The following is a 25,052-nucleotide window of genomic DNA, read 5'->3' on the forward strand; positions in this document are numbered from 1 at the left end:
GTCTATCCGGTCGGCTGCTGTTGCACGTCGAGTGCGCCGGTGGGGACCAGTGCAGACACGCGGTCTGCGGTCATCGCGTCGATGAGTTCGTAGGGGTCGCCGCTGACACGGAGTGCCCCGAGCTGGGGGAGTTCCTCGGACACTTCGATGCTTGTTTCGGCGTCGAGTAGACCAGTGAGGTCCTCAATCGACTGTGCGATAATCTCCTGTTGTTGCTGGACGGCCTCTTGCTGGGTGACGTTGCCCGATTGAACCTCTTGCTGGAGGTCCGAGAGGGCTTGCTGATCGGGCTCTGCGACTATTCCAACCTCGCGGGTGTCACCCTCGCCGGTCTGGATACCGCTTTCGTCGCTGTCTCCGCCGTCCTCGCCGTCGTCACCATCGCTGCCATCGTCGCCGTCGTCGCCGTCGCTGTCCTGTGAGTCGAAAATGCCTGAACAGCCGGCGAGGAGGGCTGCGCCGCCGGTGCCGGCCGTTTGGAGGAGTCGTCGCCGCTTCGTCAATGGATCGTCCATTCGTACGCATGGAAGGGTGCGGAGAGGAAAAAGGATTGTTACACGTTTTTCGCGGTTGTTGTTGCCCCTACTTCGAACCGGCCGTCTTTTTACAGCGGCTGTCCCACATTGTGGTATGAGCCAGGAAGACATTCCCACAGACCAGCCGGCAGTGGTCACTGTGGGGTTGCCATACGCCAACGGCGACCTCCACGTCGGCCACTTGCTGGGCTATATCACGGGAGACACCTACGCCCGTGGACTCCGACGTCTCGGCCAGCAGACAGCGTTCGTCTGTGGCTCGGACATGCACGGTACACCGGTCGCGGTCAACGCAGCCAAACAGGGCCGCGAACCAGAGGAGCTGGCGATGGAACACCACGAGCAGTACGAGCGGCGGTTCCCGGCGTTCAACGTCGAGTTCGACAACTACGGCCACACCCACGACGAGACCAACACCGAGCTCACCCAGGAGTTCGTCGAGACGTGGATAGACGAAGAACACGTCGTCGAGAAGGAAATCGAGGTCGCCTTCGACACCGAAACCGAGGACCCGCTGCCGGACAGGTACGTCGAGGGGACCTGTCCGTACTGCGGCGAGAAAGCCCGCGGCGACGAGTGTGACGAGGGTTGTCAGCGTCACCTGGAGCCGGGCGAAATCGAGGACCCGGTGAGTGTGACGACGGGCAATCCTGCCGAGTACCGCGAGCAGCCCCACAAGTTCCTGCGGCTCGCAGATTTCCAGGAGTACCTCCAGGAGTTCATCGACCGGCTGGAGGGGACCGAGAAGGCCCGAAATCAGCCACGGGAGTGGATCGAGGGCGAGCTTCAGGACCTTTGTATCACCCGCGATATGGACTGGGGCGTCGACTACCCCGGCGACGACCGTGAGGACCTCGTTCTCTACGTCTGGGTCGACGCACCAATCGAGTACGTCTCCTCGACCAAACAGTACTCCGAGCGCGTTGGGACCGACGTGTTCGACTGGGAGGCTGCCTGGAAGCTCGACGGGGAGACCCGACCGGAGACCGAGTGGGACGAGGACTGGAGCGAGAACAGCGGCGAGATTATCCACGTCATCGGAACCGACATCATCCAGCACCACTGTGTCTACTGGCCTGCGATGCTCCGGGGCGCAGGGTTCAACGAACCTCGGGCAGTCATCGCGACAGGATTCGTCGGCATTGACGGCAAGTCGTTGTCGACCTCTCGGAACCGCGCCGTCTGGGCCACCGAGTATCTCGACGCCGGCTTCGACCCGGACCTGCTCCGGTACTACCTCACCACGGGGTCAGGTGTCGAGTCGGACATCGACTTTTCGTGGGACCGCTTCGCCGAGCGCGTCAACGGCGAACTCGTCGGCAACCTCGGCAATTTCTGTTACCGCGCGCTGCTCTTTGCAGAGCGCAACTACGACGGAACCCCCGACGCAGAGCCAAGCGACGAGGTCCGCGAGCGCATCGAGGAGGCGGTAGAGGCCTTCGAGGAGGCCGTTCGGGAGTACGACGTTCGGACAGTTGGCGAGGTGGCAATCGACCTCGCGGACTTCGGCAACGAGTACATTCAGCGCAACGAGCCCTGGAATCTCATCGGTGACGACCCCGAGGCGGCCGCGGTCGTCATCAGAGACTGCGTCCAGCTCGCGAAGGCCTGTGCCGTCCTCATGCAGCCCGTGATGCCCGGCAAGGCAGCAGACCTCTGGACACAGCTTGGCGAGGACGGCGACGTCGTAGACGCCGACCTGTCGGCCACGCTGGAGCCGCCGGCGGCCGAGTTCGACGAGCCGACCGAGCTATTCACCCAGGTCGAAGACGAGACAATCGAAGCGCTCAACGAACAGCTACGCGACCGCGTCGAAACACCGGAGGAAACGGACGAAGACGACGATGATTCCACAGCCATGACAGACATCGACCCAATCGAGGACGACCGCATCGGATTCGAACAGTTCCAGGACATCGACATGCGAGTCGGCGAAATCATGACGGCCGACCCAATCGAGGACTCCGACGACCTCGTCAGACTAGAGGTCGACATCGGCGTCGAGACGCGCCAGGTCGTCGCCGGCATCAAGCAGCTCCACGACGCAGACGACCTACCCGGAACGCGGGTCGTCCTGCTTGCGAACATGGAGAAAGCAGAACTGTTCGGCGTCGAGTCGAACGGGATGGTGCTTGCGGCGGGCGAGGAGGCCGACCTGCTGACAACCCACGAGGACGCACCACTCGGCACTCGCGTACGCTAAGGCCGGATATCTTTTCCCACTCGACATACTACTCCAGGATATGGCTGCACAAGACGAGACCGAGGAGGACGAGTGGCGGTTCTCGATAGAGGACCTGCCTGATTCGGATGGGGTCGACGAGACACCGACCGAACAGGCGACAGCCGGCGACTCCGAAAACAGCAACGTCGCGGGGACGCTGGAGCGACGCCAGCCACTCGAACCGGGTGATATCGACCTCGAAAACGCGCTTTTCGTCGTACTCGGTGCGAGTATCGTCGTCGGTCTCCTCGTCGGCGCGGTACTTGGCTTCTGGAAGCGTTGCCGACGAATCACACCGCTTTTCGACCCTGCACACTGGTATTCAGATATGTCCGACAGTACAACAGAGCAGTCGGTGGCAGAGTCAGATGTCTGTATCGTCGGCGCAGGCCCTGCTGGATTGACCGCCGGAGTCTTCACCGCACGGGCAGACCTCGACACTGTCGTTCTCAGTGCTGGCGAATCGATACTCCGTCGCAACGCACATCTGGAGAACTTCCCTGGGTTCCCGGCTGGCGTCAACGCGCGACAGCTGCTCGAGATGATGGAAGACCAGGCAGACCGAAATGGCTGCGAGCGACGAGACGCACGCGTGGACAGCGTCTCCAGAGATGGAGAGTCGCTTACAGTCCGAACCACAGCGGATACCACAATCGAGACAGAGTCTCTCATCTGTACGTCGTGGGCAGACACCGGATACCTCGACGGAATAGATGCCTTGGAAATGCACGACAGAGGGAACAAGACGTATATCGAGACCGAAGACAACGGGTCGACGCCAGTAGACGGCCTGTACGCGGCAGGCCGTATCACCGGAAGCCCACACCAGGCCGTCGTCGCCGCAGGCGACGGTGCACGCGTCGGGCTAACTGTCATCCAAGACTCGGACGTGCCCTTTTATCACGACTGGGTCGCTCCGGAGGGCTACTTTACTGACCGTGGCCGAGAGATTCCGCCTGGGTGTGAGGAAATCGATGATAAAGAGCGCCGGCAACGGGAGCACAAAGCACAGGAGGTCATGCAGTCGTACTTCAGTGATTCTCACCCCGAAGAACCGACACAGCACCCGAGCGTGGTCGATAACTAACCGCTCAGACGACGAGCGACCAGTCCCTGCGGTCTACCTTGGACTGTGTCTTGCACAGGACCCTGCTCCGGACTCGCAATAACCACTATGAAACAGGGCCTGAAAACTATCGCAGTAACTCAGAGAATCCGCTTGCCGAGCGCGCTTGCGGCGAGTTCGCAGGCGAGTTCGGCGGTACGGTTCTCGCGGTCCAGAATCGGGTTTACCTCGACGACGTCCATCCCACAGAGCGAGTCCCCGGCTTTGTCCTGGACCATCTCCAGTGCGGCGTGTGACTCTCGGTAGGTGACACCGCCGCGGACAGGTGTGCCGACGCCCGGAGCTTCGTCGGGATCTAGGAAGTCCATATCGAGGCTGACATACAGCTGGTCGGTGTCGGCCGTCACCGCATCGATTGCCTCCTCTGTCACGGCAGTGATGCCGCGTTGGTCGATTTCTGAAATGGGATAGGCGTGGATATTGCTGTCACGAATGTACGAACGCTCTCCTTCGTCGAGACTCCGGAGGCCGACCATCGCCACGTTCTCCTCGTCGATTTCGGGGCAGTGAGCCCAGGATTTGTCCGCGAACACGCCACGTCCCAGAAGCGCCGCCAGTGGCATCCCGTGGATGTTCCCACTCGGCGTCGTCTGTGGCGTGTTCAGGTCGCCGTGCGCATCGAACCAGATGACACCTGTCGACTCACCGTCTGTGACGCCGTTGACGCCGCCGATGGCGATAGAGTGGTCGCCGCCGAGAACGAGCGGGAATCGGCCGTCATCTCGGACAGCAGACACGCGCTGTGCGACCCGCTCACAGACGGTCCGAGTCTCCTCGGCGTATTTCGCTTTGCCGCCCAGCTGTGTGCCGCCTTCGGGGTCCCCTTCTTCGGGATGTGGAACCGAGAGGTCACCGCCGTCGACAATGGACCGCTCAATTGCGTCGAACTCAGCGTTTAACCCACCGTACCGAATCGCCGACGGACCCATATCGACGCCACGTCGGTCGGCTCCAAGATCCATCGGGACACCAAGTGTTTCGACAGTCCGTTTCATACCGTAAGGGTTGCGTGGCCGAGAGAAAAGTATGCAGGATTCACGACCACCAGGCGACACCGGACAGACGCGATTTTTAAACAGACCGCCGACTTTAATACCCGTAACGCCGAATCTCGAAACATGTCATCTATTGAGTTGACCCCGAGCCAGCAGACAATCTTACAGGAGCTCGTCAACCTCTACAAAGAGTTCGAGCAGGCCATTAAAGGCGAGGAGATCGCTGAACAAGTCGACCGGAATCCCGGGACAGTACGCAACCAGATGCAGAGTCTCAAGGCGCTCCAGCTCGTCGAGGGCGTACCGGGCCCGAAAGGGGGGTACAAGCCGACAGCAAGGGCCTACGACGCCCTCGAAATCCAGGACCTCGACCAGGCCGCCGATGTTCCGCTCTCACACAACGGCGAGAACGTCGAGACGGCGAACGTCGAGCAGATCGACCTCACGAGCGTCCACCACCCCGAAAAGTGCCGGGCGAACATCACACTCCAGGGGTCGCTCTCGCAGTTTTCTGAGGGAGATACGGTAACTGTCGGGCCGACGCCGCTGTCGCGGCTCAGAATCGTCGGCAAGATTGACGGCAAAGACGAGACCGACAACGCACTCGTGTTGACAATCGACGATATGCGGGCTCCGGTCGGGGTCGAACAGAAATAGTGCTCGTACTGGTGGCTGTAATCACGTGAAGCTCATGATCGGGGAGAGACAGTCTGACTGTCTGTACCGACTCTCTTGACGATTGGACAGGACAATAGCTACAGCACACAGTATCAGACGACCCACAGCTGGACACTCCAGAAGTCCGCCCAAGCGGATGCGAGCGCGCTCTCGGGGTCTCCCGTCGCGTCGACGGTCGCGGTTTCGTCTGCTATTTCCTCGAAGTTCCCGATCACCGACTGCTCACCGACGATGAATAACCGGTCGGCCTCTCGCTCGTCGAGCGCGGCGCGACACCGGTCGAGGTGGTTGTCTATCTGTTCGTCGCGGAGTCGCTCGAATCTCGACTGCGAGAAGCCGCCCTTCGAGTGCTGGCTTTTGAGCGCACTGTCGAATCCGTGGAACGCAATGCGCTGGTCCGCCTCGTAGGTACCCATCGCGAAGAGGTCAGAGCGCACGAGCGCGAGCGTGTAGCTCCCTTGAGGACAGAACCAACTGCGTTCGAGCCTGAACGACCGGCCCCACTCGGCGAACGGCGCCGGCGAGAGAGGCGGACGGAGACAGGCAGCTATCAGACCGGCGTCGTCTACAACGACCAGACAGGGCGCGGCTCGTGAGACCAGTGCCCCACGGTTCCCGAGCGCCTGGCGCACCGCTCCGGGCAGGTCGTGGCCGTCGTCGACAAACGCCGTGAGCGCTCCCTCCTCTCCTGTCTCGACGGTTGCGAGTCTGTCGAGGACATCATCGAGCCGGCCGCCCGAGAGCGTCGCCTCTCGGCGCGGGGAGAGCGTCGTTTCGTCGTCCCGGAGACGCTCGATCTGGTCTTCGAGCTGGGTTACCTTGTCTTCCAGTGTGTTCACCCGTCGCTCAGCCTCCTGTCTGTCCGTCGCCGCTTCGCTGCGTCGCCGTTTTTCTGCCGACAGCTGGTCTTCGAGCCGGTCGCGATTCTCTTCGAGCTCGGCGATGCGCTCTTTGAGTTCAGTCCGGCCCAGCAGGTCGTCAAGCATCATCAGAGAACGCAAGGCCCGAGTGTATAAAATCCCCTGCTACACCGGGCTACTGGTAGTTGGACTCCGCAGTCGGCTGGCCGTTTGCCATGTCGAGCAACCGTGCGGCGGTGTCGGCTTTCGCCAGAAACACCTCACTCCACTTTGGCGGGTTCCGAACTGCGCGCTCGTCGAGCAGCTTCTCCGGGACCGTGAGGGTGTCTGCCGGCACCTCCTCACCGCCGCGGACCGTGAAGTGTGTCGAGCCGAGCTTCATTACGAGCGGATTGTCGAGTCGAGTAATCCCGTCGTTCCCATAGAGCTGTTCGTTGACGGATTCGTGTTGCTCTCGACACATTTTCACGGTGTCGTTGTTGCTCGGTTCGACGTACAGGCGGCCAAGATAGTAGCCGCGTGAGAACTGCTCGAACATGCGATACGCACACACATTGCAGAGTCTGGTATATAAGCGATGTGGCGAACTCTTATCACGAAGAAGAATCAATCCAGTCTGTATCACCCGATTGACCAGTCGTTCTACCCGATGATATGCGTCTTCAAAGGATTTACTTAGACGCATCTAAAACTGTTGCATGTGACCATATTCGGATGATAGAGAGCGAAGCGGGCGACCGCGAGAGCACAGTCGCCAGTGAGAGATAAGGATGGCATCATTTCTCGATATCGTCGTCATCGCAGTAGTCGCACAGTTGACCGTCCTGCCGGGGGAGAAGGTGCAGTTGATTATCGCGGGTCTTTCGACACGGTTTGCGCCCTACATCGTCGTTGCTGCCGCCGGAGCGGCGTTCGCTGGCTGGACGACGCTCGAAATCATCTTCGGAGAGGCTATCCAGCGGTTGCTCCCGGGGATTGTCCTCGATGGGCTGACCGCGGGGCTCTTTCTCCTGTTTGCAGTGTTGCTTATCAGGTCGATGCCCGCAGACCCGGTGACAGAGAGTGACGTTTCTGAGACACAGATACGCGACATCGAAGCCGACTTCGAATTGTTCGGACACACTATCGGCGGACAGGTGGGGGTCTTTCTCACCATCTTCGCGATGATGGCCGCCGGCGAGTTCGGCGACAAGACACAGCTTGTCACAATCAATCTGGCTGCCCAGTTCGGGGCGACTCCCGCCATCTGGGTCGGTGAGATGCTCGTCATCATCCCAGTGAGCATGGCAAACGCGTACTTCTTCCATCGGTTCTCGACGAAGTTCGACCTCCGGAAGGCTCACCTGTTCGGTGCGGCACTGTTTACCTTCTTCGCGCTGGATACGTTCCTGGGAATGGCGACCGGCCCGGAGGCTATCTTCGGATACAACAATCTCTGGGAGGCGGCCGTCGAACGCGTCTCGGATGTTCTCCTTGCGGTCGTCTGACGTGGTTGTCCGCTAACGAAACAGCCATGCTTTTTTAAGTGCAAGTGGCATACCCTACGAAAATGGACTCTGCGGAATTCCTGGACCTGTTGGGTAACGAGAACCGACGCCGGATTCTGCAGCTTCTGGCTCGGAAGCCCTGTTATGTGACCGAAATCAGCGAATTCCTCGGCGTGAGTCCGAAGGCGGTCATCGATCATCTCCGGAAGCTCGAAGAGGCGGGACTGGTCAACAGCCGGACCGACGACAGGCGACGCAAGTACTTCTCGATAAACCGGCATATCCGACTAGAGGTGACGGTCTCTCCCTACGAGTTCGGCACAAAAAGCGCCTATCCGGCAAGTACTCGTCTGGACCTGACCTCGTGTCACCGGCTGAGTATCGACATCGACGAGGAGAGAGATACCGCGAACAGGACCGGAGAGCGACCGCCACGTGGGACAGCGGAGTCTTCGAGACGGAATGGCGACGGGGACGCGGCTAGCGGTGAGAGCCGCCAATCCGCTGGCGGTACCGAGCCGACAGGAGAACTCCGAGAGCCTGCCGAACAAACCGGCGACCAGAGCGAGAGCAACATACAGGGGTCGAGCACCGATATCATCGCCCTCACCGAGCGCCTTCACGACCTGAAACAGCTCGAACAGGAGCTTTCGCTGGCCCAGCGCTGGACACAGGGGCAGATAACCGAACTTCGTGACGCTCTGGGGAGCGCAATCGGGAACGGCGACCCCCGCCTGATCTCGGAGCTATTGTTGTCACTGGCAGACGGGGGCAAGGGGGCTCACCAGCTCGGACAGGAGCTTGACGCCCCCGTACCGGTCGTCGAGGAGGTGCTCGGCGAACTGGCCACAGAGGGAGTCGTCGACAGAAGCGGACACGAGTGGGAGCTCGACGCCTGACCGCTCAGACCTCGCGTGTGAGTCCGTTGCGAAAATCGCGTCCGAAGTAGTGGCCTACCACGGCCGCGCCTGCGCCGCCGAGCAGTCCTGCCCCGAGCAGTCCGGTCATCGATCCGAAGGTGATGACGAGCAGATTCCCGAGCAGCGCGGAGCCGCCGCCGACCGCCCCGCCCGCAAGGAGGAGTTCGAGATACCGGCTCTCGGAGGCGACAGCGCCGTAAGCGAAGCCGGCGACGCCGATGCCGAGGATGTTCCCAAGCAATCCGAGAAACGGGATGAGGCCAGAGAGGACGGTGAACACAAGCGTAACCACGAGTGCAACGACCAGCCCACGAGTCGAGAGCACGGACCCGAGCGTCCGGTCATAGAGCGCTCCGACCGCTCCGCGAGAGCCGTCTTCGGCCGGTGGCTCCGTCGGCTCGTCGAGCCCTGTGTCAACATCTACCGACAGGTCGACATCCTCGACCTCGTCGGTTCGCTGGCGCTGACGTTCGCTCATGTCTGATTGGTAGGGCCCCGTGGCTTTGATTCTTTGCCTCAGGTAACTTGTCTAATGGTTCGTAATGGTTTTCTGAACCACACACCAATATCGGGACATGAGCGGCGAACCTAGCGACGAAGAGCTCGAGCGAATCCGTGAACAGAAAAAAAAGCAGCTCAAAGAGAACGCCGGCGAACCTGACGAGGAGGCACTCGAACAGAAGCGCCAACAGCAGGAGGCCCAGAAGAAGGCAATCCTGCGTAAGAACCTGACCGATGGCGCGCGCAAACGACTCAACACGGTGAAGATGTCGAAGCCACAGGTCGGCGAACAGGTCGAACAGCAGGTCGTCGCGCTTGCCCAAAGCGGGCGAATCCAGGGCAAAATTGACGAGGACAAGATGAAGGCACTCCTCAAAGAACTCACGCCCGACTCGAAGAGTTTCGACATCAAGCGCCGGTAGGATGGACGTGGGCGTCCTCTACAGCGGCGGCAAAGACTCGACGCTGGCGGCGCTCCTATCGGAGCAGTTCGGCGACGTAACGCTTCTGTGCTGTACCTTTGGCCTGACAGACGACTACGAACACGCAAAGCGTGCCGGCCAGGCGGTCGGCTTTCCCGTTCAGCGGGTTGACCTCGACCCGGCTGTTGCCCGCGAGGCTACCGAGACGATAGTCGAGGATGGCTTCCCGCGCAATGGCATCCAGGCCGTCCACGAACACGCGCTGGAACGCACAGCAGAGCTAGAGTTTGATGGGATTGCTGACGGGACCCGCCGGGACGACCGTGTGCCGACGGTTCCGCGCTCGCTCGCACAGAGCATCGAGGACCGCCACGGCGTCTCCCATCTCGCGCCGCTTGCCGGTATCGGCCGCGAGGCAATCGACGCGATGGTCGAGTCGACGCTGGAGATAGAGACCGGCCTGTCACCCGAGGTTCCAAAAGGTGACTACGAGACGGAACTTCGCGCACTCATTGCCGAGGAGTACGGCCCCGAGCGAGTTGCGGACCTCTTTCCCGAACACACACAGTCACGGGTCACCGGACGCCAATAGCTACCAGGTCCGTCCGGGGAGCAACTCGACCGCCCTGGTGACGCGGGGCTCTCCGTCTTCTGTGACGATGACACGCATCTCGTCGTTGTAATCGACGAGCATCTCGCGACAGACACCACAGGGTGGGACGACACGGTGGTCCTCTGCGTCGTGGCCATCCATCGGGTACGAGATAGCAACGCAGGTCTCGATATCGTCGTGATTGTGGCCGTCAGCAACCGCCGAACCGATAGCGACAGGTTCCGCACAGAGCGATGCCCGCCCGATAGCGGCTGGGAGGCTCACGCCGTCGTAGACGGTTCGGTCTGTCGTCCGGACGCCAGCGGCCACGATGTGTGCGCCCTCGAAGAACGAATCGTCGAAGCTTCGCTCGTTCGTCTTGATGACTCGGTCGATGAGTTCGCGGTCGCTGTCGGAGAGGGGTTTTGTGTCCATGGGCGCGGCGAGCCGTGGATGCGGTAAGTATCTTGTGAGTAGCGGGACGGCGGTGTTTAGATAAGCATCTATCAACGAGCCAGTTTCTGCCGCACGATTAGCCGAACCCTGGCGGATTGAAAGGGCGAGGCGCTCTCGGCGAACCCCGACGACGTAAGCACTGCAGAGCCCGAAGGGCTCGAAGCGCGCAACGAGGCGCGGGAGTCGAGAGCGTCGAGGGCTTTCTCCGTTTCAATCATTGCTGTGACTCCGTATTTGAACACTACCGGCGAGACGGTGGTTTCAAGCGCGCGCTGCCCGAACCCGGAGACATGTACGACGGTATCAAGGGATTTGCCGAGGTGTATCCCGAGGAGATGGCGGCCTACCGGGAGGTCATCGACACAGTCGAGGATACGGCCCGGGGGTACGGTTTCCGGGAGATAGAGACGCCGGCAATGGAGTCGGCAGAGATGTATATCGACAAAAGCGGCGAGGAAATTGTCGAAGAGCTGTACGCCTTCGAGGACAAAGGGGGTCGCCACGTCGCACTCACCCCCGAGCTGACACCGACGGTGGCTCGGATGGTCGCCGGTCGCAGCCAGGAGCTTGCGAAGCCGATCAAGTGGTTTTCGACGCGACCGTTCTGGCGCTACGAGGAGCCCCAGCAGGGACGGTTCCGGGAGTTCTACCAGACGAACGTAGATATCTTCGGTGCCTCGGACCCGGCCGCAGACGCCGAGATTCTGGCCTTCGGCGCGGACACCCTCACCGGACTCGGACTCACCGCAGATGACTTCGAGTTCCGGATCTCACACCGAGACATTCTCGGTGAACTGCTCCGGTCGTTCGACGGCGATGTCGACGTTCGGAACGCGATTCGGGCGGTCGACAAATCCGAGAAGGTCGACCGCAACGAGTATCTCCGCCTGCTTGAAGAGGCGGGTCTCGGTGGCGACCAGGCCGAGACGTTTGTCGACCTGCTCGCGGCCGGCAACGACGACCTGGACGAACTCGTCGCCTTTACAGACAGCGTCGAGCCGGCAGTGGAGAACCTGCAGGCCGTGCTCTCTGCGGCAGCGGACTACGGCGTCCGAGAGTTCTGTGACGTATCACTCGAAACTGCGCGCGGCCTCGACTACTACACTGGCGTCGTCTTCGAGTGTTTTGATGCCGAGGGCGAGATATCCCGGGCTATCTTCGGCGGCGGCCGGTACGACGACCTCATCGAGTCCTACGGCGGGCCGGAGATGCCGGCCGTCGGCGTCGCGCCGGGCGTGATGAACTCGACGCTGCCGCTGTTGCTCAAACGGGCCGGCGTCTGGCCCGACGAGGAGTTCACCACGGATTACTACGTGCTCCAGGTCGGTGACACCCGCCCCGTTGCGGCGGGCATCGCACGCGAACTCCGCGAACGAGGCCACATCGTCGAAGGAGATGTCGAAGGACGAGGCTTTGGTGCACAGCTCGACTACGCCGACAGTATCAACGCCGAAACCGTCGTTATCGTCGGCGAACAGGACCTGGCGAACGACGAACTGACGATCAAGGAGATGGAGTCGGGCGACCAGATTCAGGTTCCGGTTGAGGCGTTCCCCGGCGAGCACAACCGACCCACTATCGGAGACTTCCGATAGCGGACAGACGAGAGCTAACTGCGAGTTCGCGGCCTGCTCAGCGGGGACCGTCGTCGGTCAGTTCAGAGACCGAGTCGTTGATATCAGACACCATCGCCGCCTGTTCTTCGGTGCTGGCAACGATCTCCTCAACCGATTTCGAGACAGTGTCGGCTTTCTTGACCGTTTCGTCGACCATGCTTGCGATTTCCTCGGCGCTTGCGGCCTGGTCGTCGGTCGCGTCGGCGACCTGGGTAATTCCCTCTGCTGTCTCGGAGATTGCCTCGACGATGTCCTCGAATCGCTCCATCGCGTCCTGGACTTGGTCGACTCCGCTGTCGACCCGTTCGGTGGTCTCCTGAAGATTCGAGACGGTCTGGGCGGTCTCCGAGCGGATGTTTGCAACCATCTCCTCGATGTCGTTTGCATGTTGTTGTGACTCCTCGGCGAGCGATTTGACCTCGTCGGCGACGACCGCGAACCCTTCACCGGCCTCGCCGGCGCGAGCAGCCTCGATGGAGGCGTTCAGCGCCAACATGTTCGTCTGTTCGGCGATGTTGTTGATGACCTCGACAACCTCGTCGATTTCGGCCATCCGCTCTTCTAGTGTGTCGACATCTCCCGCAACGTCGTGGGCGGACTCGCCGACTGTCTCCATCGTATTGACTGCCTGGCTCGCGGATTGGCTCCCCTGTGTTGCAAGCTGTTCGGCTCGTGTGCTCGTTTGTTCGACCTGTTCGGCTGTCGAGGCAATCTCCTCAACGGTCGCGCTCAGATTGCTGACCTCCGAGGAAATCTGCCCGACGTCGTCGACCTGGTCTGTGGTGAGCGTATCAATTTGCTGTGCGGAATCGGCAACGTCGTCTGCCGCGCGGTCGAGCTCGGCAACGTCCATCTCTACCTCCTCGATGAGCTGTTCAATCTGTGTTCCCATTGCTTCGAGACCGTCGGCGATGCGGAGAAAGTCGTCTCCGAGAACCGTATCCTGGGTGTCGAACGGGACGCTCGCACCGAGGTTCCCCTTCTCGAACTCTTGCATCGTGACGATGACCGCGTCGAACAGCTCCTCCAGTTCCTGCTGGTGTCGGGCGGAGTCATCGATGTCCTGCACGATTTCGATGACGCCGATCAGCTCGCCTGCTTCGAAAACCGGGGCTGCGATGAACCAGATATTTTGCCCCCGGAGCGTGCTCTTGTCTTCGTAGACGTTGCCAGCGTCGACACTGAGTAGCGCGTACTCCTCGTCGGCGAGGCCGACGCCGTCGTACTGTTCGTGGGCGTCGCGTGGCGATTCGAGGACACGCTCTGCGAGGGTCTTTCGTGACTCGTCCTCGTAGAGCTGATAGCCGAGGTCTTGCTCACCCAGAATGTTCGCCCTGGATACGCCGAGCAGGTCTGCAATCTGGTCGTCCCAGGCGATGACTGTTCCATCCCCGTCGAGTGCGAACGAGGGTAGATTTATGATATCTAGCACTCGTTGAATGTCGAATGACTCAGTCGAACCCTTTGAGACGGTCTCACTCATAGCTATGACCCACATTCTATACCGACAACAAAAAGGCTACCTGTCATTCTCACCCAGCCAAAACGACAACCGTCTTTCAAGTACGTCCCGAACCGAGCCCGCCGATATTATATACCCCTAGGCCGCTACAAAGAGATATGGATACCTCGGTAGTGGTCCCGACGCTCAACGCCCGCGACCAGCTCTCGGGCTGTCTGGACGCACTCAGCGACCACGCTCCCGAAGCCGAGGTTATTGTCGTCAACGGACCGTCCTCGGACGGGACGACCGGGATGGTTCGCGACAGAGACGACGTCGACGTGCTTGTCGAGCTCGCGGACCGACGGATTGCGACGGCACGGAACGCGGGAATCGACCGGGCGAGGGGTGACGCGGTCGCCTTCGTCGATCACACGGCGACGGTCACCGCGGGGTGGCGTGATGCCATCGAGCAAGCCCTCGGGTCGGCGGCTGTCGCGACGGGACCAACGGTCTCACACGCCGACGAGACGAACGAGACGACCGCCCCCGAGTCGCGGACAATCGCCGGCAGAGACGTTTCATACTTCAACCCCGGAAACGTCGTTTTCGACCGCGCGGTACTCGACGAGCTTGACGGCTATGACGAGTTCCTCGAAATCGGGGCATCGCGGGACCTCGCACACCGTCTTGCAGCACAGTCCTACGACATCAGGTGGAGCGATGGTATGGAATTGACCCGACGGGTCGGGACCGACGGCGGCGAGCGTCGGACCGACTGGGGCTGGAAGTACCGGTCGCTTGCGTACCGTCTGGTCAAAAACTACAGCCTTCGACCGACTGTGTTTAGACGCCTCGTTTTTCACGCCGGCAGCGACTGCCTGACAGAGCTGCGGGCTGTCGGCCAGGGCGATACTCGACCCTCGGAGTGGTTCGGGACCGGCAAAGGCGTGCTGACGAATATGGCGGCAGGCATCAAAGAAGGGCTCAGTGCGCGCCGTCATGACAGGACCATCCGCCGCAACCCAAGCGGGCGCTCGGCACGAACTGACCGCGCGGTCGCGATTTACGACTGGCGCTAAGGAGCCAGCGACTCGATGACGCGCGCGGCATTTTTCCAGAATACCTTCCGCATCGCGTCCTCTGGCACATCGAGCGTGAGAATCTCCATCACCGCGACGTTCGGGTGGGCGGCGGGTGCGCCGCTGCCAAAGAGCACCCTGTCGGGGTGTTCCATCACAGCCCGCTCAAGCGGGTCCCGTAGCCTGACGAAGCTGGTGTCGACATAACAGGAATCGTAGCTATCGAGGAGGTCTATTGTTCGGTTTGTCAGCTCTTCGTCAAGGGCGTACCCTCCGCAGTGGGCAATGATGAGCGGGAAATCGTAGGGTAGCAGCGTCTCTTCGATGGTTTCGGCGGGGAATTCGGTGCCGCCGTAGGTGATGACAGGACGGTCGACCGATTCGAGCGCCTCTAGCACCTCGGCGTCTGGGAGCCCGTCCGACACCGGGTCGATGACAAACCCCTCGAATCGCCCCTCGTAGGCGTACTGCTCGATATCGTCCGGAGACGTGTGATGATCACCGCGTGACCGGGCGACGTTTCGGAGACGCGAGCCGGTTCCGGTTCCTGGTTCGCGGACGCCGTTGATGCGAGCGAAGGCGGTGAACGGTCTGTCAACTGCGACCCTGGCGACGGCGTTGTTCACCCGGAGATACTCGTCCTCGCGTGTCTCCGGAAGCGCGAGCGACTGCACGATTCCTGCTTGGTGCATCTCGCGCTCGATCTGCTCGGGGTCACCCATCCCCCGGGGTCGCCGGCTCTCGTCAGGTTCTAGGGTGACGTGGACATCCACAACTCGGAACCTATGCTCCAACTCCAGCATCTATTGGACTCCTTGGGGGGCGGCACCTAATTTGTATCGTCTCCGCTGGGGTCTCGACACATGTGACCGGCTACCGCAGGACCTGCCGAGTAATAACCTTTATATAGAACTGCAAACCACCTTTTAACTGAGGCAATCCACAATGTCACAGTCTAATCAGCGACGCATGGGCGGACAGCCGATGTTTATTCTCAGCGAAGATACGGAACGGACACGCGGTGACGACGCACAGTCGTCGAACATCTCGGCAGGGAAGGCCGTCAGTGAGGCCGTACGGACGACACTCGGCCCCCGCGGGATGGACAAGATGCTCGTCTCCGACGACGGCGACGTCGTCATCACAAACGACGGGGCGACCATCCTCGACGAGATGGACATCGAACAGCCTGCGGCCCAGATGCTGGTCGAAGTCGCCGAGACCCAGGAGGACGAGGTCGGCGACGGGACGACGACGGCGTCGATTCTCGCCGGCGAACTCCTCAAGGAAGCAGAGTCACTTCTCGACGACGAGGTCCACCCGACGACAATCGTCGAGGGCTACCATGAGGCCGCCGACCTCGCGCTCGAAGCCATCGAGAACGAGGTTGTCGAGACGGACCTCGACAGAGAGCAGCTTATCAAGGTCGCTGAATCCAGCATGACCGGCAAGGGAACCGGCGGCGTCACCGCAGAGGACCTCGCCGAGACGGTCGTCGACACCATCGACTACGTCGAAGGTGACGGCGGCGTCGACCGCGACAACATCACCATCCACACGCAGGTCGGCTCTTCCTCCAGCGCGACCGAACTCGTCGAGGGCGTCATCGTCGACGAGGGCCCCGGCAGCGAGGACATGCCCCGGAGCGTCGAGGACGCAACCGTCGCCATCATCGACGACGACCTCGAAATCCAGGAGAGCAACATCGACGCCGAGTACCAGGTCTCGAACGTCGACCAGCTCAACGCCGCCATCGAGGCAGAGAACGACCAGCTCCGCGCCTACGCCGACGACCTCGTCGCGACGGGAGCCGATGTCGTCTTCGTCACCGGCGATGTCGACGACCGCGTCAGCACGTTCCTCGCCGACGAGGGACTGCTGACCTTCGACGGCATCAGCTCGGACGACACGGCGTCGGTCTCGGCCGCGACCGGCGCTTCCCGCGTCGGCTCCATCGACACGCTCGAAGACGACGACCTGGGTCACGCCGACAGTGTCAGCGTCCAGAAGTTCGGCGACGACGAACTCGCCTTCATCGAAGGTGGCTCGGCCGCACAGGCTGTGACAATCTTCGCCCGCGGCGGCACCAAACACGTCGTCGACGAGCTCGAACGCGCACTCTCGGACTCGCTGGATGTCGTCACCGCCGCGGTCGACGCTGGCGGTGTCGTCTACGGTGCCGGCGCGACCGAGATTGCTGTCGCCAACTACATCCGCGAGGAGGCAGCCGGCGTCGAGGGTCGCCGCCAGCTCGCCACCGAGGCCTTCGCCGATGCGCTTGACGTGCTCCCGCGCACGCTCGCCGAGAACACGGGGATGGACCCCATCGATGCTCTCGTTGACCTCCGCAGCGAGCACGAGTCCGGCACCTTTGCCGGCATCATCGCCGCTGACGAGACCGGTGTCATCGACGAGCCCGTCGAGTACGGCATTCTCGACCCCGCTGCGGTCAAGCGAGAGGCCGTTCAGAGCGCGACCGAAGCCGCGACGATGATTGTCCGCATCGACGACGTTATCGCCTCCGAGTAACGACCGCTTCACCCCGTCTTTTATTTCGCGAACGAGCCGACAGCGCCGGCCAGAGTTCGCAATCTTATTGTCCTGGCCGTCGCTACCGCAGGTGTGGAATACGTTGCCGAGACGGCGCGAAACCCGTTCGGACTCTCGCCGCCCTGTGACCGTGCAGTACCGGGCTACGGAGACGTGAACGCCGACTTTCACATTATCGGAGACAATCCCGGCGTCCACGGCGGCCTCGACTCGGGAATTCCCTTCGACGGCGAGCCGTGGTCAGAGACCTTCTTCGAGACGCTCGTGCAGGCAGGTCTGCTGGCGGATGTTGATCCGCGCGACGAGACGGTGACTACCTCCGGGACGTTTCTCTCCTATCTTCACATGTGTGAAACAGACGCAGACGGCCCCGACGAGGAGTCGTACGCGCGGCTGGAGCCGCTATTCGACGCGGAACTGCGAGCGATTACCGCACACGTACTCGTGCCCGTCGGACCAACTGCGACGGCCCATATCGTTCAAAACTACACCGCACGAGTCCCTGCCGACCCGCCGGAGATGGACGAGCGACACGCGAGCGACCTGCGGGGCTCGGGGTTTCTGATACTCCCGATCAAAAGCCCCGAAACGTGGGGCAGAGACGACGCCGACCGGTTCGTCGCCCAGGTCGAGGCACTCGGTGACGCCGACTACCACCAGATATCCGACCTCGGGCGGTTCATCCCCGGCGGTGACCCCTACCTCGTCAGGTGATTACGGCGCGAACCCGCCGGTATCGAGCCAGTTGTGCGCGACCGTAATAGCGTGGTCGGCATGAATCGGGTTCGGACCGAGCGAGAGTTGCTCGTCGCTTGTGGCTTCGAGTACTTCCTGGTAGTCGGCCCCGAGGTCGACGTGGTTTGAGAGCACGAACGCTGGTTCTGCCGGCGTCTCAGCCTCGGCGGCCGGTACCCCGTGCTCGTGTAACTGGACAACCGTCGAGTCCTCAGCGACCTGTTCCAGGGTTGCCTCGAATCCGAGTCGCGAGAGAGAGACTCCCGGTGAGGTCTCGACGGCCATGTGACCGACAGCCTCCTCACGCTCTTCGAGGGCTGTGCGAACAAGCGCGGCCGTCGAACGCTCGTCTGGATTGAGCCGACGGAGTTCGCTCCCGTCGAAGCGGACGGTGAATTTGTCGTCGAGCACCAGATGGGTTCTGACGTTCTCGCGGATGCCGTGCGAGAGAAGGAGCGACGCCGTCACACATCGGGCAAGCAGGTCCATCCGTCCTGCGCCCGGAAGCGCGTCGAGGTTGAACTCCGCGGTAGTCGGCGCGTCTTGGCCGACGACGATGAACTGACGCATGAGTGAGTCTGGTGGAAACAGCGGTTTAGCTCCGTCGACTCGGGTACAGATTTTAGGATGTGGCCGCCGACACGGCGGTATGGACGCCATCGACTACGCCTGGTACGACCAGGGGCGATACTGCAACTACTGGGAGCTCGACAGGACACTCAGGCGCGAACTGGAACGAGTCTCTCCCGAGGGCGAGTTCGAGTGGGCAGAGCCGCGGTTACAGGAGTTTGGTGGCGTTGTCGGCGAGACAGTCGCGGACAACGCCGACCACGCCGACAAACACGGCCCGACGCTTCACACCTACGACCGGGAGGGGAACGTTCAGAACTACGTCGAGTATCCGGCTACACTCGAAGAGACAGAGCGCCTGGCCTACGAGGCTGGTGTTGTTGCCGACGCCTTCGAGGCACCACCTGAGCGAGAGGAGCCACTCTCGCACACCCACTACTTTGGGATGCTGTATCTGCTCTCGTATGCCGAAACGTCGGGATTCGTCTGTCCGGCCGCGATGACAGCCGGCGCGGCACACGTCCTCGAACTGTTCGACGACGGCGACCTCGACCCCTACTACGAGGCACTGACCAGCCGCGACCACGACAGCCTCATCGAGGGGGCGATGTTCCTGACTGAAAAACAGGGCGGCAGCGACGTAGGCGCAAACGAGACCGTCGCCGAGTACGACGAGGAGAGCGACTGCTGGCGGCTCACGGGCGAGAAGTGGTTCTGCTCGAACATCGACGCCGAGGGCACACTCGCGCTCGCCCGAACGCCAGACGCCCCAGCGGGTACCGACGGCCTCTCGATGTTTCTGGTTCCCCATGGCGACCCAGACGGAGGCGTTCTGACGAACCGGAAACGTAACGAATTCGACGGAAACCCGCCGCCAGAGGCGCTCAACGACCAGCGATACCGACGGCTGAAAGACAAACTCGGCACGACGAACGTTCCGACCGGAGAGGTCGAGTTCGATGGGACGAAAGCACACCTTGTCGGCCAGCAAGAGCAGGGCTTCAAGCAGATGGCCGAGATGCTGAACCTCGAACGGCTCTCGAACGCTACGGGAGCCTGTGGCATCATCGGACGGGCACTGCTCGAAAGCAAGATTCACGCGGCAAACCGCGAGGCGTTCGGCCAGCCAATCGGTGAGTTCCCACTCATGAAAGCGGACCTGGTGGATATGGCTGTCGACCACGAGGCCGCGACCGCGTTCACGTTCGAGGCGGCCCGGTACTTCTCCGAGCGCGAGCAGGCACGGCGAGATGGTGAAACAGCGGAGACCACAAACAGGATGATGCGGCTGTTGACGCCGGTTGCAAAGCTCCGGACAGCCAGAATGGCAATCGACACGGCATCCTACGCGATGGAGATTCGCGGCGGTGACGGCTACGTCGAGGAGTACGTTACAGAGCGACTCCTCAGGGACGCACAGGTGTTGCCTATCTGGGAAGGAACCGAGAACGTCCTCTCGCTGGACGTGCTCCGGGCGCTCGACCGAGAGGCCGCACACGAGCCGTTCGCTGTGGTCGTCCAGGACCATCTCGACAGTGTCGAGCACCCGTCACTCGCGGACGCTGCCGAAACAGTCGAGTCGGAGTATCACGACCTGCTGGGCGCAATGGCCGACCTCGCGGGCAGAGACGAGGAGTACGCACAACTCAAGGCTAAGCGACTCGCCCACTACATCTTCGACGTGTTCGCCGGGGCGCTGTTGCTCGCACAAGCCCAGCGCGAACTCGACGAGGGGAACGGTCGCCTGGCGCTGGTGGCTCGGCGGTTCGTCGCGAACGAGCTCGAATCGCGAGATGCCCGCGGCATCACCGACGGCGAACGGTTCGCAGTCGAGCAGTTCGACGCCATCGTCCGGTTCGCGCCCGTCTCGCCGGACGAACTCGCCGAATCTGGTAACTAGTTGTTACAGACGTGCTGTCGAGTAAACCGCCTCGGCCTGCTCCGCCTGTAAAACACGCATCACGGTGAAGAGAAATAGCCGTCAGCAAACATCAGGACAGCCAGAATCACCACTGGGAGGAGGTACATCATCACCCCCCTGTTCGGAAATATCCAGATTGCTGCGAGAAAGCCGAGAGTTGCTGAGAGGACACAGTACCCCAGGAACTGTCGGTCGGCAAGTTTTGTCATCACATTCGTTCTCATGGGAACAATATTAAAACCACAGTCACCCGGAATGTCGGGTTGCCTGTGTGGGATGCCCCAGCGGTTCCACGCACAGGTGTTTGGTGGGGGTTTTGCAAACGCTTATTCACGAGACACCGCTATCTCTACAGAATGGCCGACGACGCGCTCGACACCGACGAAGTTGCCGGCATCTACGACGAGTTACTGGAGACCTACAAGAAACAGTGGGACCACCAGGGCCACCGGAGCCTGCATCTCGGCTACTACGACGACGACCACACCGAGCCCGGTGCTGCGGCGATGAACACGATGCGGATTCTCTCGAATGCCGCCGATATAACCGAGGACGATACCGTGTTGAACATCGGCTGTGGAGCCGGCGAGGACTCGGTCTGGAATGCCCGGGCACACGGAGCGACGGTCATCGGCGTCAACATCTCCGAACAGCAGCTCGAACTGGCGCGGGAGAACGCCCGCAACCACGACGTGGCGGAGCGGACCGACTTTCGGTACGACGACTTCCACGATCTCTCGACGGTCGAGGACGACAGCATCGACGTGGTCTGGGGGCTCGAAGCACTCTCACACTCACACGACAGGGCTGTGGCACTCGAACAGGCAACGCGCGTACTCAAACCCGGCGGCAGAGTCGCGTTCACCGACATCTTCCTGCGGCCCGGTGCCGGGCCACTCGCTGCAGAAGACAAACAGAAGCTGGCGCAGATAAACGACGCTCTCGGCATCCGAATCGGCCCGATTACTGATTTCGAGGAGACGCTCGAATCGGCCGGTTTCGACGAGATAGCGATTCGAAACATGACCGACGGTATCCGGAAATCGACCAAGCGCCGCCAGCAGTTCTCGAAAGTCGCCGGCCCCGTCGGGAAGGTGCTCGGTGCCGTCGACGCCGTCTCGTCGACGAAGGTGGCGGCCTTCGAGGCACATTCGAACATCCACGAGTTCGTCGACCGTGGCGTCATCGGCTACTATCTCGCGACCGCGACGCTGCCGGTGTAGCCTGTCAGCGCTCGGCGGAGAGAAGCCGGTCGCCGAAATAAAAGAGAGTCGCGGTGGTTGCGCCCCAGGTGACGTGTCCGACCAGCGAGGCGAGCGGGACATTCGGCAGCGGCGCGTCGATGCCGACCAGTCGGAGCCACACGGGCATTACCAGCCCGGCAGCGAACACCCAGAGCCCGAGGGCGAACACGATACCGATGCCCAGACGCGGCGCGGGCCGCCTTCCGTACGCCTGCGGGAGAATGACGAGGACGGCAGCGTACAGCAACGCGAAGACGACGCTGTGGAACTCGTGTGTAATCATCGCGACGACGCTATTCTCGATACCGTACAGCGCACTGACTTCCTGGAGATCGAACCCGACAAACACCATCGCTGCCGCCATCGTCAGCCCCGCAGCCAGTCCGACCGGGACGGCAAGAGCAGTCTCTGCCGGCGACACGCCCGGCGTCGAGGTCGTCGACCCTCCCTCCAAGGCGTCCCCGGCGACCCGCGGAAGCTGTACCGACACGGTGGTCCCGTCTTCGTCGACCGATGTCTCGATACGACCGTCGAATCCTTCGACCAGAAGACGAACGATGTTCATCCCAAATCCGGTCGTCGGGTCGTCGTACTCGGCTATCTCGCCGCGCTCCAGCAGAGCCTGCTGCTCGTCGGAGAGGCCCGGACCGTTGTCGCGGACGTGGACCGTCGCCGTCGTTCGCGACGCCTCGATAGAGACGGCCAGCCTGGGTGTGTCCGCGTCGCTGTACTCGACAGCGTTCTCGAAGAGGTGCCGAAAGACCTCCGCGAGCTGGGAGTTGGCACGAACCTCCACCGGCTCGTCGGGGCCGTCGAACGAGCAGTCCACGTCCGAATTGAGGGATTCGAGGGTGTCGAGTTCGGATTCGACGCAGTTACCCACGTCGACGGGCCCCAGCGAGATGTCGTCCGTGTCGGCTGTCTCCGAGAGATACTTGACGTTCTCGATGACCTGGACGATGCTGTCGGCTTGCCGTCCGACCACGTCGACCGAGTCGTCGTTGAGGCCGTCCTGAAGCACGTCGGCATGACCTTTGATTGCCATCGCCGAGTTGATAACCTTGTCGCGCAGCAGGCGGTTCAAGACGACCAGCCGGTTGGTCTGTTGTGTTAGCGTCTCGCGCTGTCTGGCCGCCCGGGCCGCGTAGAGGCCGGTGAGAGCACCACCAACCGAGCCGCCGATAAGGAAATTTGAGAGGTAGGTTTGCTCTCGAACTACCGTTGGGTCCGTGAGCACATCTGGTTCGACGCCGACGACTGTCACGACCACGAGGATGCTCATAGAGCCGGTTCCCAACAGACACCACCGAAGGGTCTTCTGTAACAGGAGTTCGTCGTACGTACCGACGGCGAGAACCACGCCAAAGGCGGTCAACGAGAGACCCACAACCAGCGGAATCAGCCCGGTGAAAAGGAACTCGCGGGTCGTCTCGGTCGCCGCAAGCGTCACTGTAAACCGAGTGAGAGCGAAGCCGATGAGTGCGACCAGCAACCCGCGTACAGAAACCCCGTACAGGTCCATCGCCAGTACATAGCATGCGAGCGACGAAAGGCTTTCGACATCGCTGGGCCGTGTGGCGGGCCCAGTCAATTCCTCTATCCTTGACGAGTGAGGGAGGGAGACTCCCCTTCCGCCGACACAGCCCCTCCGGCTCGCAATTAGGAGAAAGGGAAACGACTTAACCGCTCGGCCGAGAGGATTCCGGCAATGCGGGTCGTCATCATCGGAGCCGGAGAGGTCGGGACCGCGATAGCCGCGGATTTGGCTGACGAGCACGACGTAGTTGTCGTCGAAAGGGACCCACAGCGCGCCGAGGACCTGAAATACCAGCTTGACGTGCTGACGCTCTCGGGAGATGGCACCTCACTGGAGACGCTGGAAACCGCGGAGACTGAGTCGGCAGACCTGTTCATCGCCTGTACCGACGACGACCGGGCGAATCTCATCGCCTGTGGAACGGCGAAAACGCTCGGAACACCGTTTACGATTGCACGAGCAAAAAGCATCGAGTATCTCCATACCTGGGAACGGAACCGCTCGGCGTTCGGCGTCGACTTCCTGGTCTGTTCGGACCTCCTCACCGCCGAAGATATCGTCCGAGTCATCGGCCTGCCCGCGGCAGTCGACATCGACCAGTTCGCCGGCGGCCTCGTCCAGATGGCCGAGTTCGAGATATCGGCTGGAAGTCCCGTTACCGGCCAGACAATCGCCGAGGCAGACCGGTTCGAATCGCTCACGTTCGCGGGACTGTTCCGCGACGAGGAGATACTCATCCCGCGAGGCGAGACGCGCATCGAGGCCAACGACAGAGCCGTCGTCATCGGAAGTCCGGAAAGTGTCCAGTCGTTCGCCCTTGACATCGCGCCCGAGACGACCCCGGGGAGCGCCGACGAGATTGTCATTGTCGGCGGCAGCGAAATCGGGTATCACACCGCTCGCCTGCTCGAAGAGCGCGGCCTCAGCCCGACACTTGTCGAGGAAAACGAGCCCCGTGCGCGCCATCTCTCCGAAGAACTTCCGGACACACTCGTCATGCAACACGACGCGACAGACACCGATTTCATGGTCCGGGAACACCTCGACGAGGCCGACGTGTTACTAGCTGCTAAGGACTCCGACGAACAGAATCTGCTCGTCGCTGTGCTGGCGAAACGGCTGGGGGTCAGCCGTGTCGTTGCTGTCGTCGAGAACCTGGAGTACGTCGACCTCTTCGAGGAGATCGGTATCGACGTTGCAGTCAACCCACGGGAGGTGACCGCTGAGGAGATTATTCGCTTTAGCTTCGAGAGTGTCGCCGAGAACCTCTCTGTGCTCGAACACGACCAGGCGGAGGTTCTGGAGTTCGAGCTTGAGGAGGACAGTCAGCTAATTGGACGGCCGATTCAGGAACTCGACAGAGAGATTGAATTCCCGATGGTGATTGGGGCGCTGACCCGCGACGGTGCGTTCATCCCTCCCCGTGGTGATACGGTGTTCCAGCCGGGCGACAATATCGTTGTCTTCGTCGAAACCGAGTTCGTGAGCGAGCTGACCTGTCTGGCCTGAGCTGGCTGTCGCAGTACCCGTTGTCCCATCCAGAGGTAACCGAAGGACTC

General features: G+C 61.6%; 24 protein-coding genes and 2 pseudogenes. 15 read left to right on the plus strand and 11 right to left on the minus strand.

The genetic code is table 11. The annotated features are described in order from the left end of the window. Positions 1-2 precede the first annotated feature (2 nt). Complete coding sequence (locus OSC37_RS00755; protein WP_267162695.1) at positions 3-515, minus strand: hypothetical protein; 513 nt, start codon at positions 513-515, stop codon at positions 3-5. 115 nt (positions 516-630) lie between these two features. Here OSC37_RS00755 and metG point away from each other — a divergent pair, with 115 nt between their 5' ends. Further along, on the plus strand, positions 631-2,739 hold the full coding sequence (gene metG / locus OSC37_RS00760; RefSeq protein ID WP_267162696.1) for a methionine--tRNA ligase: 2,109 nt from the start codon (positions 631-633) through the stop codon (positions 2,737-2,739). A 40-nt stretch (positions 2,740-2,779) separates the two neighbouring features. Next, positions 2,780-3,847: an NAD(P)/FAD-dependent oxidoreductase gene (locus OSC37_RS00765; protein ID WP_368409499.1), complete on the plus strand. Its 1,068-nt coding sequence runs from the start codon at positions 2,780-2,782 to the stop codon at positions 3,845-3,847. Between the two features lie 119 nt (positions 3,848-3,966). On the opposite strand, the gene rocF is transcribed toward OSC37_RS00765, so the two are convergent. After that, the gene (rocF, locus tag OSC37_RS00770) at positions 3,967-4,881 is read right to left on the minus strand and encodes an arginase (protein WP_267162697.1); all 915 of its coding nucleotides are present in this window, start codon (positions 4,879-4,881) and stop codon (positions 3,967-3,969) included. 123 nt (positions 4,882-5,004) lie between these two features. On the opposite strand from rocF, the gene OSC37_RS00775 reads away from it, so the two are divergent. Further along, entirely contained in the window at positions 5,005-5,538 is a 534-nt protein-coding gene (locus OSC37_RS00775; RefSeq protein ID WP_267162698.1) for an Rrf2 family transcriptional regulator, read from the plus strand. Positions 5,539-5,651: 113 nt separating this feature from the next. Here OSC37_RS00775 and OSC37_RS00780 read toward each other — a convergent pair whose 3' ends face one another. Further along, complete coding sequence (locus OSC37_RS00780) at positions 5,652-6,545, minus strand: Vms1/Ankzf1 family peptidyl-tRNA hydrolase (RefSeq protein ID WP_267164137.1); 894 nt, start codon at positions 6,543-6,545, stop codon at positions 5,652-5,654. Between the two features lie 49 nt (positions 6,546-6,594). Beyond that, on the minus strand, positions 6,595-6,957 hold the full coding sequence (locus OSC37_RS00785; RefSeq protein ID WP_267162699.1) for a DUF5802 family protein: 363 nt from the start codon (positions 6,955-6,957) through the stop codon (positions 6,595-6,597). A 232-nt stretch (positions 6,958-7,189) separates the two neighbouring features. Here OSC37_RS00785 and OSC37_RS00790 point away from each other — a divergent pair, with 232 nt between their 5' ends. The 3 genes and pseudogenes from OSC37_RS00790 to OSC37_RS19090 all read left to right on the plus strand — a co-directional run. Continuing rightward, positions 7,190-7,906, plus strand: a complete 717-nt coding sequence (locus tag OSC37_RS00790; RefSeq protein WP_267162700.1) for a TMEM165/GDT1 family protein — start codon at positions 7,190-7,192, stop codon at positions 7,904-7,906. A gap of 62 nt (positions 7,907-7,968) precedes the next feature. Then, a pseudogene (locus tag OSC37_RS00795) lies at positions 7,969-8,298 on the plus strand (ArsR/SmtB family transcription factor); the annotation flags it as partial. A 252-nt stretch (positions 8,299-8,550) separates the two neighbouring features. Further along, positions 8,551-8,805: pseudogene (locus OSC37_RS19090) on the plus strand (MarR family transcriptional regulator); the annotation flags it as partial. Positions 8,806-8,809: 4 nt separating this feature from the next. On the opposite strand, the gene OSC37_RS00800 reads toward OSC37_RS19090, so the two are convergent. Continuing rightward, the gene (locus OSC37_RS00800) at positions 8,810-9,304 is read right to left on the minus strand and encodes a DUF8526 domain-containing protein (RefSeq protein WP_267162701.1); all 495 of its coding nucleotides are present in this window, start codon (positions 9,302-9,304) and stop codon (positions 8,810-8,812) included. Positions 9,305-9,401: 97 nt separating this feature from the next. Here OSC37_RS00800 and OSC37_RS00805 point away from each other — a divergent pair, with 97 nt between their 5' ends. Together OSC37_RS00805 and OSC37_RS00810 are read left to right on the plus strand one after the other, a co-directional pair. After that, on the plus strand, positions 9,402-9,749 hold the full coding sequence (locus tag OSC37_RS00805) for a DNA-binding protein (protein WP_267162702.1): 348 nt from the start codon (positions 9,402-9,404) through the stop codon (positions 9,747-9,749). Between the two features lies 1 nt (position 9,750). Further along, complete coding sequence (locus OSC37_RS00810) at positions 9,751-10,341, plus strand: DUF7411 family protein (protein WP_267162703.1); 591 nt, start codon at positions 9,751-9,753, stop codon at positions 10,339-10,341. Here the strand turns inward: OSC37_RS00810 and OSC37_RS00815 are convergent, their stop codons facing one another. Next, positions 10,342-10,776, minus strand: a complete 435-nt coding sequence (locus OSC37_RS00815; RefSeq protein WP_267162704.1) for a cytidine/deoxycytidylate deaminase family protein — start codon at positions 10,774-10,776, stop codon at positions 10,342-10,344. Between the two features lie 311 nt (positions 10,777-11,087). On the opposite strand from OSC37_RS00815, the gene hisS reads away from it, so the two are divergent. Next, positions 11,088-12,392, plus strand: coding sequence for a histidine--tRNA ligase (hisS, locus tag OSC37_RS00820; RefSeq protein ID WP_267162705.1), 1,305 nt, complete (start codon positions 11,088-11,090; stop codon positions 12,390-12,392). A 37-nt stretch (positions 12,393-12,429) separates the two neighbouring features. Here the strand turns inward: hisS and OSC37_RS00825 are convergent, their stop codons facing one another. Then, a complete protein-coding gene (locus OSC37_RS00825) occupies positions 12,430-13,896 on the minus strand; it encodes a methyl-accepting chemotaxis protein (RefSeq protein ID WP_267162706.1) in 1,467 nt (488 codons plus the stop codon). 137 nt (positions 13,897-14,033) lie between these two features. Here OSC37_RS00825 and OSC37_RS00830 point away from each other — a divergent pair, with 137 nt between their 5' ends. Beyond that, entirely contained in the window at positions 14,034-14,936 is a 903-nt protein-coding gene (locus OSC37_RS00830; RefSeq protein WP_267162707.1) for a glycosyltransferase family 2 protein, read from the plus strand. Here OSC37_RS00830 and OSC37_RS00835 read toward each other — a convergent pair. Then, positions 14,933-15,739 carry an amidohydrolase family protein gene (locus OSC37_RS00835; protein WP_267162708.1) on the minus strand — a complete coding sequence of 269 codons (807 nt, stop codon included), beginning with the start codon at positions 15,737-15,739 and terminating at the stop codon, positions 14,933-14,935. The two genes, OSC37_RS00830 and OSC37_RS00835, sit on opposite strands and share 4 nt — an antisense overlap. 166 nt (positions 15,740-15,905) lie before the next feature. Between OSC37_RS00835 and thsA the strand changes: the two genes are divergently transcribed. Both thsA and OSC37_RS00845 read left to right on the plus strand, forming a co-directional pair. Further along, positions 15,906-17,465 (plus strand): thermosome subunit alpha, encoded by a 1,560-nt coding sequence (gene thsA / locus OSC37_RS00840; protein WP_267164138.1) that lies wholly within the window; start codon positions 15,906-15,908, stop codon positions 17,463-17,465. 93 nt (positions 17,466-17,558) lie between these two features. Continuing rightward, positions 17,559-18,200, plus strand: a complete 642-nt coding sequence (locus OSC37_RS00845; RefSeq protein ID WP_267162710.1) for a uracil-DNA glycosylase family protein — start codon at positions 17,559-17,561, stop codon at positions 18,198-18,200. Here OSC37_RS00845 and trmY read toward each other — a convergent pair whose 3' ends face one another. Beyond that, positions 18,201-18,791: a tRNA (pseudouridine(54)-N(1))-methyltransferase TrmY gene (trmY, locus tag OSC37_RS00850; RefSeq protein ID WP_267162711.1), complete on the minus strand. Its 591-nt coding sequence runs from the start codon at positions 18,789-18,791 to the stop codon at positions 18,201-18,203. Positions 18,792-18,870: 79 nt separating this feature from the next. Here trmY and OSC37_RS00855 point away from each other — a divergent pair, with 79 nt between their 5' ends. Beyond that, positions 18,871-20,691, plus strand: a complete 1,821-nt coding sequence (locus tag OSC37_RS00855) for an acyl-CoA dehydrogenase family protein (RefSeq protein ID WP_267162712.1) — start codon at positions 18,871-18,873, stop codon at positions 20,689-20,691. Between the two features lie 59 nt (positions 20,692-20,750). On the opposite strand, the gene OSC37_RS00860 is transcribed toward OSC37_RS00855, so the two are convergent. After that, on the minus strand, positions 20,751-20,921 hold the full coding sequence (locus tag OSC37_RS00860) for a hypothetical protein (RefSeq protein WP_267162713.1): 171 nt from the start codon (positions 20,919-20,921) through the stop codon (positions 20,751-20,753). A gap of 147 nt (positions 20,922-21,068) precedes the next feature. Here OSC37_RS00860 and OSC37_RS00865 point away from each other — a divergent pair, with 147 nt between their 5' ends. Next, complete coding sequence (locus OSC37_RS00865) at positions 21,069-21,935, plus strand: SAM-dependent methyltransferase (RefSeq protein ID WP_267162714.1); 867 nt, start codon at positions 21,069-21,071, stop codon at positions 21,933-21,935. Positions 21,936-21,939: 4 nt separating this feature from the next. Here the strand turns inward: OSC37_RS00865 and OSC37_RS00870 are convergent, their stop codons facing one another. Continuing rightward, complete coding sequence (locus tag OSC37_RS00870) at positions 21,940-23,478, minus strand: ATP-binding protein (RefSeq protein ID WP_267162715.1); 1,539 nt, start codon at positions 23,476-23,478, stop codon at positions 21,940-21,942. A gap of 186 nt (positions 23,479-23,664) precedes the next feature. Between OSC37_RS00870 and trkA the strand changes: the two genes are divergently transcribed. Beyond that, positions 23,665-25,002, plus strand: coding sequence for a Trk system potassium transporter TrkA (gene trkA / locus OSC37_RS00875; protein ID WP_267162716.1), 1,338 nt, complete (start codon positions 23,665-23,667; stop codon positions 25,000-25,002). Positions 25,003-25,052 lie beyond the last annotated feature (50 nt).

This window comes from Halovenus salina (genome assembly GCF_026410925.1).
Lineage (GTDB): Archaea > Halobacteriota > Halobacteria > Halobacteriales > Haloarculaceae > Halovenus > Halovenus salina.

Coding starts and splice junctions, on each gene's coding strand:
- OSC37_RS00775 (WP_267162698.1), top strand. CDS start 5,005: ATGTCATCTATTGAGTTGACCCCGAGCCAGCAGACAATCTTACAGGAG.
- OSC37_RS00810 (WP_267162703.1), top strand. CDS start 9,751: ATGGACGTGGGCGTCCTCTACAGCGGCGGCAAAGACTCGACGCTGGCG.
- OSC37_RS00830 (WP_267162707.1), top strand. CDS start 14,034: ATGGATACCTCGGTAGTGGTCCCGACGCTCAACGCCCGCGACCAGCTC.
- thsA (WP_267164138.1), top strand. CDS start 15,906: ATGGGCGGACAGCCGATGTTTATTCTCAGCGAAGATACGGAACGGACA.
- rocF (WP_267162697.1), bottom strand. CDS start 4,881: ATGAAACGGACTGTCGAAACACTTGGTGTCCCGATGGATCTTGGAGCC.
- OSC37_RS00755 (WP_267162695.1), bottom strand. CDS start 515: ATGGACGATCCATTGACGAAGCGGCGACGACTCCTCCAAACGGCCGGC.
- OSC37_RS00865 (WP_267162714.1), top strand. CDS start 21,069: ATGGCCGACGACGCGCTCGACACCGACGAAGTTGCCGGCATCTACGAC.
- OSC37_RS00805 (WP_267162702.1), top strand. CDS start 9,402: ATGAGCGGCGAACCTAGCGACGAAGAGCTCGAGCGAATCCGTGAACAG.
- OSC37_RS00870 (WP_267162715.1), bottom strand. CDS start 23,478: ATGGACCTGTACGGGGTTTCTGTACGCGGGTTGCTGGTCGCACTCATC.
- OSC37_RS00855 (WP_267162712.1), top strand. CDS start 18,871: ATGGACGCCATCGACTACGCCTGGTACGACCAGGGGCGATACTGCAAC.
- OSC37_RS00835 (WP_267162708.1), bottom strand. CDS start 15,739: ATGCTGGAGTTGGAGCATAGGTTCCGAGTTGTGGATGTCCACGTCACC.
- OSC37_RS00800 (WP_267162701.1), bottom strand. CDS start 9,304: ATGAGCGAACGTCAGCGCCAGCGAACCGACGAGGTCGAGGATGTCGAC.
- trmY (WP_267162711.1), bottom strand. CDS start 18,791: ATGCGTCAGTTCATCGTCGTCGGCCAAGACGCGCCGACTACCGCGGAG.
- OSC37_RS00780 (WP_267164137.1), bottom strand. CDS start 6,545: ATGCTTGACGACCTGCTGGGCCGGACTGAACTCAAAGAGCGCATCGCC.
- OSC37_RS00785 (WP_267162699.1), bottom strand. CDS start 6,957: ATGTTCGAGCAGTTCTCACGCGGCTACTATCTTGGCCGCCTGTACGTC.
- OSC37_RS00825 (WP_267162706.1), bottom strand. CDS start 13,896: ATGAGTGAGACCGTCTCAAAGGGTTCGACTGAGTCATTCGACATTCAA.
- metG (WP_267162696.1), top strand. CDS start 631: ATGAGCCAGGAAGACATTCCCACAGACCAGCCGGCAGTGGTCACTGTG.
- hisS (WP_267162705.1), top strand. CDS start 11,088: ATGTACGACGGTATCAAGGGATTTGCCGAGGTGTATCCCGAGGAGATG.
- OSC37_RS00860 (WP_267162713.1), bottom strand. CDS start 20,921: ATGACAAAACTTGCCGACCGACAGTTCCTGGGGTACTGTGTCCTCTCA.
- OSC37_RS00790 (WP_267162700.1), top strand. CDS start 7,190: ATGGCATCATTTCTCGATATCGTCGTCATCGCAGTAGTCGCACAGTTG.
- OSC37_RS00815 (WP_267162704.1), bottom strand. CDS start 10,776: ATGGACACAAAACCCCTCTCCGACAGCGACCGCGAACTCATCGACCGA.
- OSC37_RS00765 (WP_368409499.1), top strand. CDS start 2,780: ATGGCTGCACAAGACGAGACCGAGGAGGACGAGTGGCGGTTCTCGATA.
- trkA (WP_267162716.1), top strand. CDS start 23,665: ATGCGGGTCGTCATCATCGGAGCCGGAGAGGTCGGGACCGCGATAGCC.